Here is a 20,000-nt window from a genome sequence, read left to right on the forward strand (position 1 = left end):
TTACCTCACCGACTTCGGGTGTTACAAACTCTCGTGGTGTGACGGGCGGTGTGTACAAGGCCCGGGAACGTATTCACCGCGGCATGCTGATCCGCGATTACTAGCGATTCCAGCTTCACGCAGTCGAGTTGCAGACTGCGATCCGAACTGAGAACAGATTTGTGGGATTGGCTTAACCTCGCGGTTTCGCTGCCCTTTGTTCTGTCCATTGTAGCACGTGTGTAGCCCAGGTCATAAGGGGCATGATGATTTGACGTCATCCCCACCTTCCTCCGGTTTGTCACCGGCAGTCACCTTAGAGTGCCCAACTGAATGCTGGCAACTAAGATCAAGGGTTGCGCTCGTTGCGGGACTTAACCCAACATCTCACGACACGAGCTGACGACAACCATGCACCACCTGTCACTCTGCCCCCGAAGGGGACGTCCTATCTCTAGGATTGTCAGAGGATGTCAAGACCTGGTAAGGTTCTTCGCGTTGCTTCGAATTAAACCACATGCTCCACCGCTTGTGCGGGCCCCCGTCAATTCCTTTGAGTTTCAGTCTTGCGACCGTACTCCCCAGGCGGAGTGCTTAATGCGTTAGCTGCAGCACTAAGGGGCGGAAACCCCCTAACACTTAGCACTCATCGTTTACGGCGTGGACTACCAGGGTATCTAATCCTGTTCGCTCCCCACGCTTTCGCTCCTCAGCGTCAGTTACAGACCAGAGAGTCGCCTTCGCCACTGGTGTTCCTCCACATCTCTACGCATTTCACCGCTACACGTGGAATTCCACTCTCCTCTTCTGCACTCAAGTTCCCCAGTTTCCAATGACCCTCCCCGGTTGAGCCGGGGGCTTTCACATCAGACTTAAGAAACCGCCTGCGAGCCCTTTACGCCCAATAATTCCGGACAACGCTTGCCACCTACGTATTACCGCGGCTGCTGGCACGTAGTTAGCCGTGGCTTTCTGGTTAGGTACCGTCAAGGTGCCGCCCTATTTGAACGGCACTTGTTCTTCCCTAACAACAGAGCTTTACGATCCGAAAACCTTCATCACTCACGCGGCGTTGCTCCGTCAGACTTTCGTCCATTGCGGAAGATTCCCTACTGCTGCCTCCCGTAGGAGTCTGGGCCGTGTCTCAGTCCCAGTGTGGCCGATCACCCTCTCAGGTCGGCTACGCATCGTCGCCTTGGTGAGCCGTTACCTCACCAACTAGCTAATGCGCCGCGGGTCCATCTGTAAGTGGTAGCCGAAGCCACCTTTTATGTCTGAACCATGCGGTTCAAACAACCATCCGGTATTAGCCCCGGTTTCCCGGAGTTATCCCAGTCTTACAGGCAGGTTACCCACGTGTTACTCACCCGTCCGCCGCTAACATCAGGGAGCAAGCTCCCATCTGTCCGCTCGACTTGCATGTATTAGGCACGCCGCCAGCGTTCGTCCTGAGCCAGGATCAAACTCTCCGATAAATGGATCACAGACTAAGTTCACTGCATCCTGCAGTAACGTCTGTGTGATCTGCATCGTGCAGACCTTAGTTTGACTGACTACGCACATCGCTGTGCGATTTATTTAAAACTTTGAATTAACAGGTACGTTTTGTCTTGTTTAGTTTTCAAAGAACTTTTTCGACTTCTCTCGAAGCGACTTAATTATTGTAACACATCATTATCATTGCCGTCAATAACTTTTTTGAATTTCTTTTTCGAAAATCCGTTTTGTCATCAGCGACGTATATTAGAATACCACCCTTAATTCATCATGTCAACAATAAACGACAAATTAAATGATGAAGCGTTTAATGACGATTAAAGCCGCAATGCCGGGTATTCCTAAAATCCCGCTGATGCCGGTTGTGATCAGATTAACAGGTATATGAATGCCTAGACTCCCGCCGAATAAATTCACACCTGCCAGAAGAATCGCTCCGGCAATAAACTTAACGGCAGTCACACCAATCCATCTTAACGGCTTTGAAGATACTCCCCATAATAAAAGCAAAGCAACCAGACCGACAATCAAACCGATAATAAAAAAAGGCTCCATGAATCTTCCCCCTCGCTTGTTTAGTACAAGCTTATGAGAAGACCCCGGAGAATAGACCTCTTACTTCCATCTGCTCATTTTTAAATTCCGCTGCTTCGCTTCTTTCAAATAAAAAAAGTATTTAGATTCAGCGACTTTCAACTCAAACAGCACCTCAGCTGAGGGCTCAAGACTTTTATCGACCAGACTCTTCTGTCTGTTCCATTCTTCCTTTTGTTTAAAGAGCTGTTCAATCAGTTTGTCGTCAAACTCTTTTCTTAATGTATTTCTGCGAAGAAAACCCATGCCTCGCCATTTCCTCCCTTACAATTCACGTCTTCCTTCAAGAGCTTTTGAAAGAGTGACCTCATCAGCATATTCCAAATCACCGCCGACGGGCAGACCGTGGGCAATACGGGAGAGCTTGATGCCTGAGGGCTTTAACAGCCTCGATATATACATCGCTGTTGCTTCCCCTTCAATATTAGGGTTGGTTGCGAGGATAACTTCTGTCACTTGATCATCCTGAAGGCGCTTCAGCAGTTCCGGAATCTTAATATCCTCCGGGCCGATGCCGTCCATCGGAGAAATTGCGCCGTGAAGAACATGATACTGGCCGTTATATTCCTTCATCTTCTCCATTGCAATAACATCCTTAGGGTCCTGCACTACACAAATGACAGATCTATCTCTTCTTGTATCCTCGCATATATAACAAGGGTCCTGATCTGTAATATGTCCGCAGATCGAGCAATATGTCAGATTCCGCTTCGCATTGACGAGCGCCTTAGCAAAATCCAATACTGTGTCTTCTTTCATACCTAGAACAAAAAAAGCCAGACGAACCGCTGTTTTCGGTCCGATCCCTGGCAATTTCATAAAGCTGTCAATCAGCTTTGATATTGGTTCAGGATACTGCATGTTTATTTATCCCCCTAGAATAAACCCGGTATGTTCATTCCTTTTGTAAATTGTCCCATTGTCTCATTCGTCATGTCATCGACTTTCTTGAGGGCGTCGTTTGTCGCAGCAAGAACCAGGTCCTGAAGCATTTCGATATCTTCCGGATCAACGACTTCTTCTTTAATCGCAACATCTACAACTTCTTTTTGGCCGTTGACTTTTACAGTTACCATTCCGCCGCCCGCTGTGCCTTCAAGCACTTTTTCAGCAAGCTCCTCTTGAGCCTTCGCCATATCTTTTTGCATTTTTTGCATTTGTTTCATCATTTTTTGCATGTTTCCCATTCCGCCACGCATATTCAATCACTCTCTTTCATCTTATTAGTCTTTTATTTCGATTAAATCCGCTCCGACAAGTTTTTTCGCCTCTGCAATCAGCGGATCTTCTTCAGCCGGTTCGTTTGATCCTTCACTTTCCTGCTGATGATCATTTAAAAATTCTTCTCTTATTTTACCCCATTGTGCTTCCGGAACGCCAATCAAATCCATTCTTTTCCCGAGCATTGATTCGAGAATCTGTTCAAGATTTGTACGGACTCCGTTATTGTCTTCAGCAACCATTTTACAATGGATTTCGTATTTAAATTTAAGCACAAACGCCTTCTGGGCAGCGGCCACCGGTTCACTGTCATTCAAAAGAGCCGCATGAGACACTTTATTCTGCTGTTTCAGGTGTGCCAGCAGCTTGCCCCAGCTGCTTTTAAGCTGTTCAAGGTCAGGCCTTGTGGCTTCCTTCAATATTTCATGAATTCTTCCGGCCGGGGCTTTGTAATGGCTTTTTCCGCCTTTTTGAGGACGCGGGGCTTCTTTCGGAGCACTTTCCGCCTGAACTTTCACCCCGGAAGTCTTCAGCCTTTCTACTTCCTGCTCAAGCTGCTGGATCTTATTCATCAGCATGCCGACCTCTGGGATATCTGCGGCGGCTTGCTGTGCCGTCTGGCATATTTTCACGACAGCCACTTCAAAAAAGATTCTCGGGTGGTTCGTCCACTTCATTTCCTGATGGCTTTTATTCAGGATGTCAATCATCTCATATAAAGCGGGAGCCGGTATTTCACCGCTCAGATTCCGGAACGTTTCATCGACCTTCACCTTCTCCAGGACTCCTTCTAAACCTGGAGCAGCCTGGTACAAGAGCATATCTCTGAAATAAAAAATCATATCTTCAATCAGTTTGGCCGCATCTTTCCCCTGCTGGAGCAGTTCATTCAGTGTTTCCAACGCCTCGGAAACCTGTTTGCGGTGAAGAGCAGATGCCAGTTTTCCGATATAGTGCTGGGAAACGGCTCCGGTAATAAGCAGTGCATCATCTACCGACAGCTCCTCGCCGCTGAATGATACGGCTTGATCGAGCAGGCTCAGCGCGTCCCTCATTCCACCGTCTGCGGCGCTCGCTATGATATCAAGGGCGCCTTCTTCCACCTTCAGCTGCTCTGCATCGACGATTGTCTTCATTCGTCCGACAATTGCTTTGGATGTAATCCGTTTGAAGTCAAAACGCTGACATCTGGAGATAATGGTTAAAGGAATCTTATGAGGCTCAGTCGTAGCTAATATGAAAATGCAATGTGCCGGCGGTTCTTCCAGCGTTTTCAAAAGCGCATTGAATGCGCCGATAGAGAGCATATGCACCTCATCTATAATATATACCTTGTAGGTAACGGCCGACGGGGCGAATTTTACTTTGTCGCGGATGTCGCGGATTTCGTCTACACCGTTATTCGACGCCGCATCTATTTCGATCACATCTGATATAGAGCCGTTTGTGATCCCCTTGCACGCCGCGCATTCATTGCACGGTTCTTCTACAGGGGCGTGCTCACAGTTGACTGCTTTCGCAAATATTTTAGCTGCACTGGTTTTCCCCGTTCCCCGTGGTCCAGAAAACAGATAGGCATGAGAAAATTTCTTTTGCAAAAGGGCATTTTGCAGCGTTTTCGTAATGTGTTCCTGTCCGACCACATCTTCAAACTGCTGAGGCCTAAATACTCGATATAAAGCTTGGTAACCCACAGGATGCGCCCTCCTCTGTTATTCATCATGTTTATTATACATGAACGGGCTTTTAACGCCAAAACCCGTTTTTCATACACGAAAAAACTCACCTGTCATAAACAGGTGAGTCTGAAATTTGATGATTGATTTACCGTGCACCTTCTGTCGATTCGCTACCCTAAGCGTTACTTAAGCAGTTAGCTCAGCCCAGGCAACCCTGCGGCACATGAGAGGTTTCACTTAATGCTGCTTCCTTCCGGACCTGACATGGTTCATGAATTCCCATTGCGCAGGACCCAGACGTCAACGCCACTTACTTAAGGCAGGCCTTACAGTAAACGAACCTCGAGAAGGGATTCGGCCCCGCTAGAGCGGATTGCGGGTACAGGGCACCGCTACCTCCCCGCTTAGCACGGCAAAATAAATATCAAATTTTGATATGCGCACCATTTATGATGCACACATAAGTATATCTGCTTCAGGCAGAAAATGCAACCGTACTACTCAGACAACTTTTTCCTCATGTCTTTCTTTTGCCGGCGAAGCTTTCTGAAAAAAGCGCTGAGCATTTCTCCGCACTCTTCTTCAAGCACTCCGCTCACCACTTCCGCTTGGTGGTTGAACCGTTCTTCCTGAAGAAGGTTCATGAGCGTTCCTGCACAGCCTCCCTTGGGGTCAAATGCGCCGAACACGACCTTATCGACTCTGGAAAGCACGACGGCTCCCGCGCACATCGGGCACGGCTCTAAAGTGACATAAAGAACGGCGTCTTCAAGTCTCCATGTTCCCAGCTTGCGGCATGCTTCGTCTATCGCCAGCATTTCCGCGTGGGCCAGCGACCGCTGTTCGGTCTCCCGCAGATTATGCGCCCGCGCCACGATCTCATCATGCAGAACAAGGACGGCCCCGATCGGCACTTCGCCTTTCGCTTCTGCTTTTTTCGCTTCTTTTATGGCTTCTCTCATATAATATTCATCATTCATCGGTTCAAGCTCTCTTCTTAAGTTTTTTCATGTCTCATAAAGGTTAAAATAGGAATACCCCAGCAGAAAGGAGTTGCCGGCATTGTCTGAACCTAACAACACAGCCCTTCTCATTGTCGATATGATTAACAATTTTCAATTTGATATGGGCGAACGTCTTGCTGAAAAAACCAAACAAATCGTCCCCCGTATTTTATCATTAAAGAAGCATGCAAAACAAAACAACTGGCCGATTATTTATATTAATGACCATTACGGGCTTTGGAAGGCGGATATTGATGCCATCAGGGAGGAATGCAGCAATGACAGAAGCGCATCCATAATAGAAGATATCTCGCCTCATCCGGATGATTATTTTCTCATTAAACCGAAGCATTCCGCTTTTTATGAAACGGCGCTTCATACTCTTCTGACCGAGCTGCAAGTGAACCGATTAATGATTACGGGGATTGCCGGGAATATTTGTGTACTGTTCACGGCTAACGACGCTTATATGAGAGAATACAGCATTACCATCCCGAAAGACTGCACCGCTTCCAATAGCGACGAAGACAATGATTTCGCCTTGACGATGATGGAGAATGTTCTCTTCGCAGAAATAACCACGGAAAAACAAATTATCGACGAAAAATAAACATGATCGGCCTCCTTTTTTCATACATTTGATAGCGGATATGAAAGGAGGCGTTTTTCATTCAGATCTATGTAGTGAAACGGGGCGACACGCTTTCCGCTATTGCGGCGCGCTACCGGACGACCGCAAATGTCATTGCGGAAGCAAATAAACTGCCTAATCCCAATACACTGGTTGTCGGACAAACTCTTGTCATTCCGATTGAGGGTCAATATTACGAAGTGAAACAAGGCGATACTCTTGCGGCAATCGCCGGCCGTTTTCATATATCGGCCGCGGAGCTTGCGAGAGTGAACGGAATTCAGCTCAGCACTCCATTGCGAAGCGGGACCCGCCTTTACATTCCGCCGCAGACAAATAAGCCCCATATCGAATCAAATGCACATATAGAACCGCGGGGAACGAGCGTAAGCGCTAATCTGCAGCAGGCGGCAAGAGAGGCCTCACCTTATTTAACATACCTCGGCGTATTCAGTTTTCAAGTGCAGCGGAACGGGACTTTAAAGGAACCGCCGCTCACCAATTTAAAAAGCATCAGTGACAGGCACAACACCACACTGATGATGATCATCACCAACCTTGAAAATGACGCATTCAGCGATGATCTCGGGCGGCTCATATTGAATGATAATACCGTGAAAACAAAACTCTTTCAGGAAATCGTCTCCACGGCTAGAAAGCACGGCTTTCGCGATATTCATTTTGATTTCGAATATCTACGTCCTCAGGACAGAGAAGCCTACAATCGTTTTTTACGTGAAGCGAGGACGATTTTTCACCGTCAAGGCTGGAAGATTTCAACGGCGCTTGCTCCGAAAACGAGCGCGACCCAGGCCGGCAAATGGTATGAAGCACATGACTATAGGGCACATGGAGAAATCGTCGATTTTGTCGTCATCATGACATATGAGTGGGGATACAGCGGGGGCCCGCCTCAGGCCGTATCACCAATCGGCCCTGTAAGGAATGTCATTGAGTACGCGCTGACAGAAATGCCTGCTTCAAAAATTGTCATGGGCCAGAATATGTACGGCTATGATTGGACACTGCCTTTCAAACAGGGAACGACAGCGAAAGCCGTCAGTCCTCAGCAGGCAATCGCTCTGGCAGCACGCTATAAAGTTGACATTCAATATGACGAAACCGCCCAGGCTCCATTCTTTCGATACACGGATGAAAATCAGAAACGGCATGAAGTATGGTTTGAAGACGCACGATCCATTCAAGCGAAATTCAATTTAATTAAAGAACTTCATTTAAGAGGAATCAGCTATTGGAAACTCGGCCTCTCCTTCCCGCAAAACTGGCTTTTGCTCGGAGATCAATTTCATATTGTGAAAGAGACGTTTCGTTAATTGGAAGCGTCTTTTTTCATGGGCTTTTCTGAGAGTGTGATACAATATAAAGGCCGGCAGATGACGGATGTTTGCAGAATTAAGGAGGATTTTCAATGAACAGAGCCCCTTTTATCGCGGTAGAAGGTCCTATCGGGGCGGGAAAAACGACACTCGCTTCTATGCTTTCTGAAGAGCTCGGTTTTCCTATGATTAATGAGATTGTGGAAGACAACCCTTATCTTGATAAGTTCTATGATAATATCGAGGAGTGGAGTTTCCAGCTTGAAATGTTTTTTCTCTGTCACAGGTATAAACAGCTTGAAGATACAGATCGTGATTACTTAAAACAAGGACAGCCCGTTTTGTCCGATTATCATATTTATAAAAACGTTATTTTCGCAGAGCGCACATTGCACGGACAAAAGCTTGAGAAATATAAGCAGATTTATCATCTGCTCACTCACGACTTGCCGAAACCGAATGTTATTGTATACATAAAGGCAAGCCTGCCGACATTGCTTCAACGCATTGAAAAACGAGGGCGCCCGTTTGAGAAAAACATCGAGCATCAATATCTGGAACGTCTCATTGCAGATTATGACACAGCCATCAGACTGCTTCAGGAAGAAGATCCGGATATCTCTGTACTGACCATTGACGGTGATACCGAAGACTTTGTTTTGAATAAGACAGACTATGAAAGAATTGCCCGTCAGGTAAAGGAGCTTATTAAATGAAAGACATTCATATTCCAAACAACGCCATTATAACAGTAGCGGGAACGGTAGGAGTCGGAAAATCGACTTTAACCAAGGCTTTAGCAAAACGGCTCGGATTTAATACCTCGCTTGAAGAAGTGGATGAAAACCCTTATTTAGAGAAGTTTTATCATGATTTTGAGCGCTGGAGCTTTCACTTGCAAATTTATTTTCTGGCTGAGCGGTTCAAGGAGCAGAAAAACATCTTTGAATCAGGCGGCGGATTCGTGCAGGACCGTTCGATTTATGAAGATACAGGCATATTCGCAAAAATGCATGCCGATAAAGGAACCATGTCGCTGACAGATTACAAAACATACACAAGCCTTTTCGAAGCGATGGTCATGACGCCATACTTCCCGCACCCTGATGTTTTGATCTATTTAGAAGGTGATCTTGAAAACATTATAGACCGGATTGAAAAGCGCGGCCGCGATATGGAGCTGCAGACAAACCGTTCCTATTGGGAAGAGATGTATAAACGGTACGAAGACTGGATCAGCGGTTTTAACGCCTGCCCTGTGCTGAAAGTGCGCATTGAAGATTATGACCTTGAAACTGACGAACAGTCACTGGAACCATTGATCGAAAAAATCAGCCGCGTGATCAACGAAAACAGAAATAAGTAAAAATAAGAAAGCGATTTTCCCCGAACAGAGAAAATCGCTTTTTTTTGCATATAAAAAATCCGCTGCATCAGATGCAGCGGACAAAACAATCTCCAATATATGCTCGAGTTTCATTAGGTTTAAAATCAATATGGCGGAGGAAGAGGGATTCGAACCCCCGCGGGCTTTGACACCCCTGTCGGTTTTCAAGACCGATCCCTTCAGCCAGACTTGGGTATTCCTCCGTATCGACATTTAATAATATACCACATGACTTATTTTTCAGTCAAGCGCTTTTTTCATATTTTTTATTTCTTTTCTTAAACAGCTTGTCCGTCAGCTTTACTATCATACAAAAGACTCGTATCCAAAATCAACCGCTTTCTGTTATACGGGCAGGAAAATACAGTGAAAACCAAGAATACATTCAAATAGATAACCTGTTCATAAAGGTGGAGAACACAATGAAAGTCATAATCGCACCGGATTCTTTTAAATAGAGCATGACAGCAAAAGAAGCTGCCGACAGCATCGAAAAAGGATTCAAATCAGTCTTCCCTGACGCGGAATATATCAAGATACCCGCGGCCGACGGCGGAGAAGGAACCGTTCAGGCTTTAACGGATGCCACCGGCGGGAGAATCATTAATAAAACAGTGACCGGTCCGCTGGGAACCTCGGTAAACGCCGCATACGGACTTCTGGGAAACGGACGCACGGCAGTCATTGAAATGGCAGAAGCATCGGGACTTCATCTCATCCCCCGTCATCTCAGAGATCCGTTGAACACTACAACAAGAGGAACGGGTGAACTGATAGCAGATGCAGCTTCCCGCGGGGTGAGTGAAATCATCATCGGTCTTGGCGGGAGCGCAACCAATGACGGCGGGACCGGGATGGCGAGCGCGCTCGGTGTGCGTTTCTTAAATGAGGAAGGTCAGGAGATACCTGACGGCGGAGGCTCGCTGCAAACCCTGGCTTCTATCGATATAAGCCGCCTCTCCCCTGATCTGAAACATATTCGTATCCGTGCCGCATGCGATGTCGAAAATCCTCTGACCGGAGAAAACGGCGCATCATATGTCTTTGGCCCGCAAAAAGGGGCGTCAGAGAAGACAAAAGTTGTATTGGATCGCAATTTGCGCCATTTCGCTGATGTATTGAGACGGCAGCACGATATTGAAGCAGATACCGTAAAAGGCGCGGGTGCCGCAGGAGGTTTAGGCGCAGGGCTGATCGCCTTCTTACAAGCAGAACTTCAAAGCGGGATTGACGTTGTATTAGATACACTGTCCTTTTCAGATCAGATAAAAGGCGCTGACCTTATCATCACCGGAGAGGGGCAGATTGACGGACAAACAATATTCGGCAAAACCCCCGCCGGGATCGCCGCACGTGCAGCTGCTCAAAAAATTCCCGTTATCGCGTTGGCGGGTTCCTTGGGAAAAGATTTTGAACATGTATACAACGGAGGCATAACAGCTGTATTTTCTATCGTGCCGGGCGCTGTAAGTCTTGAAGACGCCTTAGCGTCAGGACGTTTTAACCTTGAAAGCACAGCTCGGAATATCGCCGCTTTATACCAAACAGCAAAAAAGGCGCGCCTCTAGGGCGCACCTTTTTATGGTTTGATGACTTCTTTATTTCCCATATAAGGACGAAGCACTTTCGGAATGACAACACTTCCGTCTTCCTGCTGGTAGTTTTCCAAGATGGCAGCTACTGTTCTGCCGACTGCCAGACCGGAACCGTTTAATGTATGCACATGCTCCGGCTTGCCTTTCGCTTCGCGTCTGAATCGAATGTTTGCGCGTCTCGCCTGGAAGGCCTCAAAGTTGCTGCAAGAAGAAATTTCACGATATGTGTCTTGGCTTGGAATCCATACTTCAATATCGTACTTTTTCGCAGCTGTAAAGCCGAGATCTCCGGTACACATGCTCATGACACGATACGGCAGTTCTAGCAGCTGAAGCACCCGTTCAGCTTGATTTGTTAATTTTTCAAGCTCCTCATAAGAATCTTCCGGCTTCACGAATTTCACAAGCTCAACCTTGTTGAATTGATGCTGGCGGATCAAACCGCGTGTATCACGGCCGGCAGATCCCGCTTCTGAACGGAAGCAGGCGCTGAATGCGGCATAATTAATCGGGAGGTCCTCGCCGGATAAGATTTCATCGCGGTGCATATTTGTGATCGGCACTTCCGCCGTCGGAATTAAGAAATAATCCTCTTCCCTGATTTTAAAAGCATCCTCTTCAAATTTAGGAAGCTGTCCCGTCCCTGTCATGCTCGTACGGTTTACCATATAAGGAGGAATGACTTCAGTGTAATCATACTCATCAACGTGAAGATCCAGCATAAAGTTGTAGAGCGCGCGTTCGAGACGGGCCCCTAGTCCTTTATAAAACACAAACCGGCTTCCCGTTACTTTTGAAGCGCGTTCGAAATCAAGGATGTTCAAGCGGTCAGCGATATCCCAATGCGGTTTCGGCTCATATGCAAATGCCGGCGCCTCTCCCCACTTGCGGATTTCAATGTTATCATCTTCCGTTTCCCCTACAGGCACTGAATCGTGCGGGATGTTCGGAATAGACAGAAGGATGGTTTCGAGCGTGGTTTCCACCGTGCGAAGCTCTTCATCAAGCTTCTTAATTTCTTCGCCTGCTTCACGCATCTCTTTAATAATATGATCAGCGTCTTTTTTCTCCCGTTTCAAAACGGCGACCTGCTGAGATACTTCGTTGCGTTTCCCCTTCAGTTCTTCTACTTTGCCGATAAGTTCTCTTCTTTTTTTATCAAGCTCTTCAAACTTGTCAAAGTCAGATAAGTCTTCGCCTTTAGGAATGAGCTTCGCTTTTACTTCTTGAAAATTGGCTCTCAGGACCTTCGTATCAATCATACTTAACAACTCCTATCTGTTTTATCGAAAATAAAAAAGAGCCCTCATCCCCTAAAAGGGACGAGAGCTCTCGCGTTGCCACCCTGATTGAAAACAAGCTTACACTTGCTTCCCGCTTTAACACATAACGGTTTTCCCGTAAATGCCTACTTGTTTTCAGCATTTCGCTCAAGGACGGATTCGGACAGCATCTTCCACCGATTCGCACCACCCATCGGCTCTCTTTGAAAGAGAGGCTTCCTACTGCTTCCTGTCAACGCTTTTCGATCTTTATTTGTGTTTATAATGTACTATAAGTATCATCGGTTTTCAACTGTTTTATACAGCTGTTTCCCGCTTATACTTTTCCGCCATCTTCACAAACAGCTCTGTCACCCGGTGGTCATCCGTCAGTTCAGGATGGAACGAGCAGCCGAGCAAATGCCCCTGCTTTGCAGCCACGATGCGTCCGTTATGCTCACAAAGCACTTCAACATCTTCTCCGGCTTCTAAAATGTGCGGCGCACGAATAAATACACCCGTAAACGGCTCATCAATGCCTTTAATCCTCAGGTCAGCTTCAAAGCTGTCGACCTGACGGCCAAAGGAATTACGCTCGACAACCACATTTAACAGCCCTAAATGAGCATGATCGGTTCCCGCAATCTCTTTGGCTAAAATAATCAGACCGGCGCATGTGCCGAACATCGGCTTGCCTTGAGCGGCAAACTCGCGAAGCGGCTCCATAAAATGATACGTATCCATTAAACGCCGCATCGTCGTGCTTTCTCCGCCCGGCAGGATTAAGCCGTCGATGTCATTCAGCTGTTCAGGACGCTTAATGACAACACCTTTTGAACCACATGCTTCAATTGAACGAATATGTTCTCTTACTGCTCCTTGAAGTCCAAGTACACCAATTGTTAACATGCTTCCAGCTCTCCTATGGTTTTACCAGCCGCGTTCTTGCATACGCTGTTCCGGCAATAGATTTGAGATTTCGATTCCTTTCATCGCTGTTCCCAATTCTTTAGAAAGCTCAGCGATCAGTTTGTAATCTGTGTAGTGAGTCGTTGCTTCCACAATTGCTTTGGCGAATTTAGCAGGGTTGTCTGATTTAAAAATACCTGAACCGACAAATACGCCGTCAGCGCCCAGCTGCATCATCAATGCCGCATCAGCAGGCGTCGCCACTCCGCCGGCAGCAAAGTTGACAACAGGCAATTTGCCGTCACGTTTGATTTGAAGAAGCAGCTCATAGGGAGCACCGAGGTTTTTCGCTTCAGTCATCAGCTCATCATCGCTCATCGCCGCAACTTTGCGCACTTGCGCGTTTACTTTTCTCATATGACGGACAGCTTCCACAATGTTTCCTGTTCCCGGTTCGCCTTTTGTACGAAGCATGGAGGCTCCTTCAGCGATACGGCGCGTTGCTTCGCCGAGATCACGGCATCCGCATACGAACGGAACAGTATATTCATTTTTATTTAAATGAAATTCTTCGTCAGCAGGAGTCAGAACTTCACTTTCATCAATATAATCTACTCCCATTGCTTCAAGGACACGCGCTTCAACGATATGTCCGATACGCGCTTTTGCCATTACGGGAATGGATACAGCATTCATTACTTCTTCAACGATCGTCGGGTCAGCCATGCGGGCTACACCGCCGGCAGCACGAATATCAGCCGGAACTCGTTCTAACGCCATTACGGCAACAGCTCCCGCCTCTTCCGCAATCTTCGCTTGTTCAGCATTTACAACGTCCATGATGACGCCGCCTTTTTGCATTTCCGCCATTCCGCGTTTTACACGGTCAGTACCTGTTTGAGCCATTATTTGGTCCCCCTAGTCAATGTATAGTTAGATAATGTCTATCTCTTATTGTATCCCAGAAATACAATATTTCATATGGATATTCTTATTTTACAGTGTGACGGAAGAGATAGATATCATTTTTTACTAACAATTTGGTTTTTTCAGTATATTAAGCAAAAGAGCCCTAACTTTCATCAGAGCTCTTTCTTATTTCTTAAAACCAGCCTGTTACCGTATCAACGGCGCTGTTCCAGATTCCGGAGAAGAAACCGCCGATGCCGCGCATCATCTGAACAAACCAGTTTGCTTTATCTACATCATTTTTCGTTACAAGATTCACGCTGAACTCTTTGGATTTGAGGAAGCCGTAGTCTTTGTCACTGCCTTTGTATGTAACTTTCAGCGTTCCGACTTTCGTCCCTTTTTTCACAGGAGCCGTGATTTCTTTTTTATCTAAGGTCACTTCGGCTTTATAGTTCTTTTCATCCCCGCTTTTCACAGGAATAGAAAGCGCCTTATCAGTCACAATATCGACTTGCTTGTCTTTCCCTTTGTCAACGTCAATCGTTTTGTGCCCTTTTACTTGAGAGCCTTCAGGGTAAAGGTCTTTCATTGAGAAATTGCTGTTAAATGCGTAATCGAGCATTTTTTTCGTTTCATCAAATCGTCCGGTATGCAGGTTGCCTTTTGCGTTTAACACAACGGTGATGACCCGCATTCCGTTCCGCTGTGCGGTGCTTGTAAAACAAGATCCCGCAGAATCAGTAGAACCCGTTTTTAACCCGTCAACGCCGGGATATTCAGAAACAAGGCCTTTTAACATGAAGTTCCAGTTCGGCATGTCCATTTCATCATCAGTGCCGGCTCTGAATTTCGTCTTAGCGATGCTTGTTGTTTTCAGAACTTCCGGATAATCAGTGATCAGGCGGTCTGCAAGAAGCGCCATGTCTTTAGCAGAAACTTCACTCTCTTCTTTAACGCCTTCTCCTTGCGGCTGTTTGCCGTGAAGGTCTTCATTCACAAGCCCGGTGGCATTTTTAAAATCATAGTTTGTCATGCCTAATTCTTTGGCTTTCGCATTCATTTCAGCGACAAATTTCGTTTCAGTTCCGGCAAGAATTTCAGCAACAGCGATCGCGGCTCCGTTAGCAGAGTAAATCGCCATGGCTTGATACAGTTCTTTGACTGTGTATTTGCCGTCTTTCCGAAGAGGGACGTTTGATAAACTGTTGTCTTGAGAAATTTCATAGACATAATCATCAGGAGTATACGTTTGATCCCATTTCACTTTTCCTTCTTTAATGGCTTCCAGAAGCAGATATTCAGTCATCATTTTTGTCATGCTGGCAATCGGCAGTCTTTTGTCTGCATTTTTACTGTATAAAATTTTTCCCGATGAAGCCTCAATCATTATCGCAGCTGAAGCATTGACATCAACCGGGTCATTGCCGGCTGCCTCCGCTTTAGACATTGGAACAAAGCAAGTTGCGGCCAGTGCCAGTACCACTAATGACACTAACAGCTGTTTCCATTTCGTGATGTTCAATCTTACGACCTCCGTCATTCATTTTAAATCTATAATTAAGCCGTTAAGGACATATTCAAATTCAAAACACAACAGTATAAATTTTATCACACTCGATATAAAAAAAATAGACAGAGTCAGCGACCCTGTCAAATGTTTTTTATTTGTAACAATTATGAGATTGTGTAGTTTGGTGATTCTTTCGTAATTTGGACATCATGCGGATGGCTTTCGCGAAGACCGGCACCTGTCATACGGATGAATTGAGCCTCTTCTCTTAAAGCGCGCAAGTCTTTTGAACCGCAGTATCCCATGCCTGAACGAAGACCGCCGACAAGCTGATACACTGTTTCTTCTACAGGACCTTTGTACGGAGTCCTTCCTTCGATACCTTCAGGGACGAATTTCTTATTTTCTTCTTGGAAATATCGGTCTTTACTGCCTTTTTCCATGGCAGCGACAGAACCCATACCGCGGTACACTTTAAATCTTCTGCCTTGATAGATTTCAGTCTCTCCCGGGCTTTCTGAAGTACCGGCAAGCAGGCTTCCGAGCATTACGGCATGTCCGCCGGATGCCAATGCTTTCGTAATATCACCGGAGAATTTAATACCGCCGTCCGCGATAATTGTTGCGCCGTGTTTTCTTGCTTCAGTGGCACAATCATAAATGGCAGTGATTTGCGGTACGCCTACACCTGCAACGACGCGTGTCGTACAGATGGAACCAGGTCCGATTCCCACTTTTACAATGTTTGCTCCGGCTTCAATCAAAGCCTTTGTCGCTTCAGCCGTTGCCACATTTCCTGCGATAATGTTCAGTTCAGGATATGTTTCACGAATTTTCGCAACTGTGTTCAGTACGCCTCTGGAATGTCCATGAGCCGTATCGACCACAATCACGTCGACATTCGCTTCAACAAGCTTGCTGACGCGTGTCATTGTATCGCCTGTCACGCCTACCGCAGCGCCGACAATAAGGCGTCCGTGTTCATCTTTAGATGAATTCGGGAATTCGATAACCTTTTCAATATCTTTGATCGTGATAAGACCTTTTAATTTATTTTGGTCATCCACTAATGGAAGTTTTTCAATTTTATGTTTCTGTAAGATTTTTTCTGCTTCGTCTAATGTGGTGCCTACAGGAGCCGTAACCAGCTCTTCTTTTGTCATGACATCACTGATTTTCATTGAATAATCAGAGATAAAGCGAAGATCACGGTTTGTAATGATACCGACAAGCTTTTGATCGTCTTTATTATCTACGATCGGAACACCGGAAATTCTGTATTTCCCCATCAAATGCTCCGCATCGAATACTTGATGATCAGGTGTTAAAAAGAAGGGATTTGTAATAACGCCCCGTTCAGAACGTTTGACTTTGTCAACATGTTCAGCCTGCTGTTCGATGGACATGTTTTTATGGATAATGCCCAAGCCGCCCTGTCTGGCCATCGCAATCGCCATAGCTGATTCTGTTACTGTATCCATTCCTGCACTGATGACAGGAATATTAAGCTTTAACGTTTTTGTCAGTTCAACAGATAAATCCACATCACGCGGAAGTACGTCTGATTGAGCCGGTACGAGCAGTACATCATCGAACGTTAAGCCTTCTTTTGAAAATTTACTTTCCCACATTAGTAAATCCCCCTCTTTTCGGCAAAATATTATATGTAGATTATCAACTAGAAAACGGCATGTCAAGGAAGCGAAGAAGAGTTGAAATATTTAGATAAAGGAAAGGGTTTAAAAATACACATGAGAGACCTTGAGTGGAAAGAGTTGTCATTATTTTATTCCGTAGAATCCTCCCAGAAATTCCTAAATAGAGTCTATACAGAAAGAGGAATGGAAGAACCAAAACGATATGCGTTTAAAAACAGTGAACGTTTCATATTTTTTATCAAACACGCCGAGTCCTTTTATAAACAGGCATCTCTGTCCCCTTTAGAAATTAAGCCTATTCTGTTGTTTTACGGGATGTCACAATTGCTGAAAGCCTGTCTTCTGACTACAGATCCAAGCTATCCGAGTCACGCCTCAGTACTCGCACATGGCGTGACTGCCCGGAAACGCAAAAAGCAAAATTACAGTTTTAGGGATGATGAAGTGAAGGTGCAGCGCAATGGCTTATGTATTCATGTCATGAATCACTTATTCGGAATAGCGGGTCTTGAGGAAGAACGGTATACAATGAAAAAACTGCTGACAGCCATTCCCGAATTGCACACTGTATTTCATTTTCAAGAGAAAAAGAATTGGCTGACGAAAGTAGAGCTGAAAGATGACCTTGTTTTAGTTCCTGAACATACGGTGATTCAGTACAATATGTCTGACTCCCGCTTTGCAGAATATATCAGTCATCATTTGAATTGGTCTTTTGTCAGGAAAAGCCATAACCATTTGGTTTTTGAGGCTGATCCGCTAGATACTGAACCTTGGTCTTCGCCAAACTTAGCGTTTCACTTAGAGAGAAATCAATATTATCTTCCCTCTCAGCGTGATCAGTTCCTGCATCTTCCCGAAATGATTATTCATTATTTGGTCCTGTACAATATCGGGATGATTGCGAGATATGAAACGGAATGGTGGTATGAACTGCTGACACAGCATGTCAGCGATGATTATGTATTGATCCGGCGGTTCTTAGAGGTCACAGAACGTAAATTTCCTTATTACATTTCTAATTTCCTCAAGCAATACTTATAAACAAAAAAGGCAGCTCAAGATGAGCTGCCTTTACCGTTGATTGCTTGGCGGCGTCCTACTCTCACAGGGGGAAACCCCCGACTACCATCGGCGCTGAAGAGCTTAACTTCCGTGTTCGGCATGGGAACGGGTGTGACCTCTTCGCTATCGCCACCAAACCATTGAGAGTGTTCTCTCAAAACTAGATAACAGTAAGCATACATTCAAAAATGGTTAAGTCCTCGATCGATTAGTATCTGTCAGCTCCATGTGTCGCCACACTTCCACCTCAGACCTATCAACCTGATCATCTTTCAGGGATCTTACTTCCTTGCGGAATGGGAAATCTCATCTTGAGGGGGGCTTCATGCTTAGATGCTTTCAGCACTTATCCCGTCCGCACATAGCTACCCAGCGATGCCCTTGGCAGAACAACTGGTACACCAGCGGTGCGTCCATCCCGGTCCTCTCGTACTAAGGACAGCTCCTCTCAAATTTCCTGCGCCCGCGACGGATAGGGACCGAACTGTCTCACGACGTTCTGAACCCAGCTCGCGTACCGCTTTAATGGGCGAACAGCCCAACCCTTGGGACCGACTACAGCCCCAGGATGCGATGAGCCGACATCGAGGTGCCAAACCTCCCCGTCGATGTGGACTCTTGGGGGAGATAAGCCTGTTATCCCCGGGGTAGCTTTTATCCGTTGAGCGATGGCCCTTCCATGCGGAACCACCGGATCACTAAGCCCGACTTTCGTCCCTGCTCGACTTGTAGGTCTCGCAGTCAAGCTCCCTTGTGCCTTTACACTCTGCGAATGATTTCCAACCATTCTGAGGGAACCTTTGGGCGCCTCCGTTACCTTTTAGGAGGCGACCGCCCCAGTCAAACTGCCCACCTGACACTGTCTCCCCGCCCGATAAGGGCGGCGGGTTAGAAGGTCAATACAGCCAGGGTAGTATCCCACCGATGCCTCCACCGAAGCTGGCGCTCCGGTTTCCAAGGCTCCTACCTATCCTGTACAAGCTGTACCAACATTCAATATCAGGCTGCAGTAAAGCTCCACGGGGTCTTTCCGTCCTGTCGCGGGTAACCTGCATCTTCACAGGTACTATAATTTCACCGAGTCTCTCGTTGAGACAGTGCCCAGATCGTTGCGCCTTTCGTGCGGGTCGGAACTTACCCGACAAGGAATTTCGCTACCTTAGGACCGTTATAGTTACGGCCGCCGTTTACTGGGGCTTCAATTCGCACCTTCGCTTACGCTAAGCGCTCCTCTTAACCTTCCAGCACCGGGCAGGCGTCAGCCCCTATACTTCGCCTTACGGCTTCGCAGAGACCTGTGTTTTTGCTAAACAGTCGCCTGGGCCTATTCACTGCGGCTCTCTCGGGCTTGCACCCTAACAGAGCACCCCTTCTCCCGAAGTTACGGGGTCATTTTGCCGAGTTCCTTAACGAGAGTTCTCTCGATCACCTTAGGATTCTCTCCTCGCCTACCTGTGTCGGTTTGCGGTACGGGCACCTCTCACCTCGCTAGAGGCTTTTCTTGGCAGTGTGGAATCAGGAACTTCGCTACTATAATTCGCTCGCCATCACAGCTCAGCCTTCACGGGAAACGGATTTGCCTATTTCCCAGCCTAACTGCTTGGACGCGGATATCCAATACCGCGCTTACCCTATCCTCCTGCGTCCCCCCATTGCTCAAATGGTGAGGAGGTGGTACAGGAATATCAACCTGTTATCCATCGCCTACGCCTTTCGGCCTCGGCTTAGGTCCCGACTAACCCTGAGCGGACGAGCCTTCC

17 protein-coding genes, 1 tRNA gene, 3 rRNA genes, 1 other RNA gene and 1 other annotated feature (2 of these 23 only partly in view) are annotated in these 20,000 nt (G+C 46.6%); of the genes, 6 read left to right on the forward strand and 16 right to left on the reverse strand.

Going from position 1 to position 20,000, the window contains the following annotated elements; genetic code table 11:
* The 8 genes from AUL54_RS10600 to tadA all read right to left on the reverse strand — a co-directional run.
* Positions 1 to 1,454 (reverse strand): 16S ribosomal RNA (locus tag AUL54_RS10600); it reaches 96 nt to the left of the window's first position.
* A 313-nt stretch (positions 1,455 to 1,767) separates the two neighbouring features.
* Positions 1,768 to 2,031, reverse strand: a complete 264-nt coding sequence (locus AUL54_RS10605; RefSeq protein ID WP_016937294.1) for a pro-sigmaK processing inhibitor BofA family protein — start codon at positions 2,029 to 2,031, stop codon at positions 1,768 to 1,770.
* 60 nt (positions 2,032 to 2,091) lie between these two features.
* Complete coding sequence (locus tag AUL54_RS10610; RefSeq protein WP_016937295.1) at positions 2,092 to 2,316, reverse strand: YaaL family protein; 225 nt, start codon at positions 2,314 to 2,316, stop codon at positions 2,092 to 2,094.
* 18 nt (positions 2,317 to 2,334) lie between these two features.
* Positions 2,335 to 2,931 (reverse strand): recombination protein RecR, encoded by a 597-nt coding sequence (gene recR / locus AUL54_RS10615; protein ID WP_016937296.1) that lies wholly within the window; start codon positions 2,929 to 2,931, stop codon positions 2,335 to 2,337.
* A 14-nt stretch (positions 2,932 to 2,945) separates the two neighbouring features.
* Positions 2,946 to 3,269 (reverse strand): YbaB/EbfC family nucleoid-associated protein, encoded by a 324-nt coding sequence (locus tag AUL54_RS10620; RefSeq protein ID WP_003150700.1) that lies wholly within the window; start codon positions 3,267 to 3,269, stop codon positions 2,946 to 2,948.
* Positions 3,270 to 3,293: 24 nt separating this feature from the next.
* Positions 3,294 to 4,985: a DNA polymerase III subunit gamma/tau gene (dnaX, locus tag AUL54_RS10625; RefSeq protein ID WP_016937297.1), complete on the reverse strand. Its 1,692-nt coding sequence runs from the start codon at positions 4,983 to 4,985 to the stop codon at positions 3,294 to 3,296.
* A 133-nt stretch (positions 4,986 to 5,118) separates the two neighbouring features.
* Positions 5,119 to 5,383, reverse strand: an RNA gene (gene ffs / locus AUL54_RS10630) — signal recognition particle sRNA large type.
* 84 nt (positions 5,384 to 5,467) lie between these two features.
* Positions 5,468 to 5,950: a tRNA adenosine(34) deaminase TadA gene (gene tadA, locus AUL54_RS10635; protein ID WP_060963783.1), complete on the reverse strand. Its 483-nt coding sequence runs from the start codon at positions 5,948 to 5,950 to the stop codon at positions 5,468 to 5,470.
* Positions 5,951 to 6,071: 121 nt separating this feature from the next.
* Between tadA and AUL54_RS10640 the strand changes: the two genes are divergently transcribed.
* The 4 genes from AUL54_RS10640 (at position 6,072) to dck (ending at position 9,308) form a co-directional block, all read left to right on the forward strand.
* Positions 6,072 to 6,584 (forward strand): cysteine hydrolase family protein, encoded by a 513-nt coding sequence (locus AUL54_RS10640; RefSeq protein WP_045926878.1) that lies wholly within the window; start codon positions 6,072 to 6,074, stop codon positions 6,582 to 6,584.
* A 65-nt stretch (positions 6,585 to 6,649) separates the two neighbouring features.
* Entirely contained in the window at positions 6,650 to 7,939 is a 1,290-nt protein-coding gene (locus AUL54_RS10645; RefSeq protein ID WP_201025264.1) for a glycoside hydrolase family 18 protein, read from the forward strand.
* Positions 7,940 to 8,034: 95 nt separating this feature from the next.
* Positions 8,035 to 8,658, forward strand: a complete 624-nt coding sequence (locus AUL54_RS10650) for a deoxynucleoside kinase (protein WP_060963785.1) — start codon at positions 8,035 to 8,037, stop codon at positions 8,656 to 8,658.
* Positions 8,655 to 9,308 (forward strand): deoxyadenosine/deoxycytidine kinase, encoded by a 654-nt coding sequence (gene dck, locus AUL54_RS10655; RefSeq protein ID WP_060963786.1) that lies wholly within the window; start codon positions 8,655 to 8,657, stop codon positions 9,306 to 9,308. Before AUL54_RS10650 ends, dck begins: the two co-directional genes overlap by 4 nt.
* A gap of 131 nt (positions 9,309 to 9,439) precedes the next feature.
* Here the strand turns inward: dck and AUL54_RS10660 are convergent.
* A tRNA-Ser gene (locus tag AUL54_RS10660) sits at positions 9,440 to 9,532 on the reverse strand.
* A gap of 258 nt (positions 9,533 to 9,790) precedes the next feature.
* Between AUL54_RS10660 and AUL54_RS10665 the strand changes: the two genes are divergently transcribed.
* Positions 9,791 to 10,897: a glycerate kinase family protein gene (locus AUL54_RS10665; RefSeq protein WP_235588367.1), complete on the forward strand. Its 1,107-nt coding sequence runs from the start codon at positions 9,791 to 9,793 to the stop codon at positions 10,895 to 10,897.
* Between the two features lie 11 nt (positions 10,898 to 10,908).
* Here the strand turns inward: AUL54_RS10665 and serS are convergent, their stop codons facing one another.
* The 5 genes from serS to guaB form a co-directional block, all read right to left on the reverse strand.
* Entirely contained in the window at positions 10,909 to 12,186 is a 1,278-nt protein-coding gene (serS, locus tag AUL54_RS10670; RefSeq protein WP_060963787.1) for a serine--tRNA ligase, read from the reverse strand.
* Positions 12,187 to 12,239: 53 nt separating this feature from the next.
* Positions 12,240 to 12,452, reverse strand: a binding site (T-box leader).
* A 52-nt stretch (positions 12,453 to 12,504) separates the two neighbouring features.
* On the reverse strand, positions 12,505 to 13,095 hold the full coding sequence (pdxT, locus tag AUL54_RS10675) for a pyridoxal 5'-phosphate synthase glutaminase subunit PdxT (RefSeq protein ID WP_060963788.1): 591 nt from the start codon (positions 13,093 to 13,095) through the stop codon (positions 12,505 to 12,507).
* Positions 13,096 to 13,116: 21 nt separating this feature from the next.
* Positions 13,117 to 14,001, reverse strand: coding sequence for a pyridoxal 5'-phosphate synthase lyase subunit PdxS (gene pdxS, locus AUL54_RS10680; RefSeq protein WP_016937306.1), 885 nt, complete (start codon positions 13,999 to 14,001; stop codon positions 13,117 to 13,119).
* 196 nt (positions 14,002 to 14,197) lie between these two features.
* Positions 14,198 to 15,529: a D-alanyl-D-alanine carboxypeptidase gene (gene dacA / locus AUL54_RS10685; protein ID WP_016937307.1), complete on the reverse strand. Its 1,332-nt coding sequence runs from the start codon at positions 15,527 to 15,529 to the stop codon at positions 14,198 to 14,200.
* 152 nt (positions 15,530 to 15,681) lie between these two features.
* Complete coding sequence (gene guaB, locus AUL54_RS10690) at positions 15,682 to 17,148, reverse strand: IMP dehydrogenase (RefSeq protein WP_003150717.1); 1,467 nt, start codon at positions 17,146 to 17,148, stop codon at positions 15,682 to 15,684.
* Between the two features lie 120 nt (positions 17,149 to 17,268).
* Between guaB and AUL54_RS10695 the strand changes: the two genes are divergently transcribed.
* Positions 17,269 to 18,219, forward strand: a complete 951-nt coding sequence (locus tag AUL54_RS10695) for a YaaC family protein (RefSeq protein WP_060965086.1) — start codon at positions 17,269 to 17,271, stop codon at positions 18,217 to 18,219.
* Between the two features lie 42 nt (positions 18,220 to 18,261).
* On the opposite strand, the gene rrf is transcribed toward AUL54_RS10695, so the two are convergent.
* A 5S ribosomal RNA gene (gene rrf, locus AUL54_RS10700) occupies positions 18,262 to 18,377 on the reverse strand.
* Between the two features lie 51 nt (positions 18,378 to 18,428).
* Positions 18,429 to 20,000 (reverse strand): 23S ribosomal RNA (locus AUL54_RS10705); it runs 1,357 nt beyond the window's last position.

This window comes from Bacillus sp. SDLI1, from assembly GCF_001553895.1.
Classification (GTDB): domain Bacteria; phylum Bacillota; class Bacilli; order Bacillales; family Bacillaceae; genus Bacillus; species Bacillus siamensis.

Bases quoted from the DNA above. Each gene is read 5' to 3' on its own strand.
- guaB (WP_003150717.1), bottom strand. From the start codon at position 17,148: ATGTGGGAAAGTAAATTTTCAAAAGAAGGCTTAACGTTCGATGATGTA.
- pdxT (WP_060963788.1), bottom strand. From the start codon at position 13,095: ATGTTAACAATTGGTGTACTTGGACTTCAAGGAGCAGTAAGAGAACAT.
- AUL54_RS10620 (WP_003150700.1), bottom strand. From the start codon at position 3,269: ATGCGTGGCGGAATGGGAAACATGCAAAAAATGATGAAACAAATGCAA.
- tadA (WP_060963783.1), bottom strand. From the start codon at position 5,950: ATGAATGATGAATATTATATGAGAGAAGCCATAAAAGAAGCGAAAAAA.
- AUL54_RS10695 (WP_060965086.1), top strand. From the start codon at position 17,269: ATGAGAGACCTTGAGTGGAAAGAGTTGTCATTATTTTATTCCGTAGAA.
- dck (WP_060963786.1), top strand. From the start codon at position 8,655: ATGAAAGACATTCATATTCCAAACAACGCCATTATAACAGTAGCGGGA.
- serS (WP_060963787.1), bottom strand. From the start codon at position 12,186: ATGATTGATACGAAGGTCCTGAGAGCCAATTTTCAAGAAGTAAAAGCG.
- pdxS (WP_016937306.1), bottom strand. From the start codon at position 14,001: ATGGCTCAAACAGGTACTGACCGTGTAAAACGCGGAATGGCGGAAATG.
- AUL54_RS10610 (WP_016937295.1), bottom strand. From the start codon at position 2,316: ATGGGTTTTCTTCGCAGAAATACATTAAGAAAAGAGTTTGACGACAAA.
- AUL54_RS10640 (WP_045926878.1), top strand. From the start codon at position 6,072: ATGATTAACAATTTTCAATTTGATATGGGCGAACGTCTTGCTGAAAAA.
- AUL54_RS10665 (WP_235588367.1), top strand. From the start codon at position 9,791: ATGACAGCAAAAGAAGCTGCCGACAGCATCGAAAAAGGATTCAAATCA.
- AUL54_RS10605 (WP_016937294.1), bottom strand. From the start codon at position 2,031: ATGGAGCCTTTTTTTATTATCGGTTTGATTGTCGGTCTGGTTGCTTTG.
- recR (WP_016937296.1), bottom strand. From the start codon at position 2,931: ATGCAGTATCCTGAACCAATATCAAAGCTGATTGACAGCTTTATGAAA.
- AUL54_RS10650 (WP_060963785.1), top strand. From the start codon at position 8,035: ATGAACAGAGCCCCTTTTATCGCGGTAGAAGGTCCTATCGGGGCGGGA.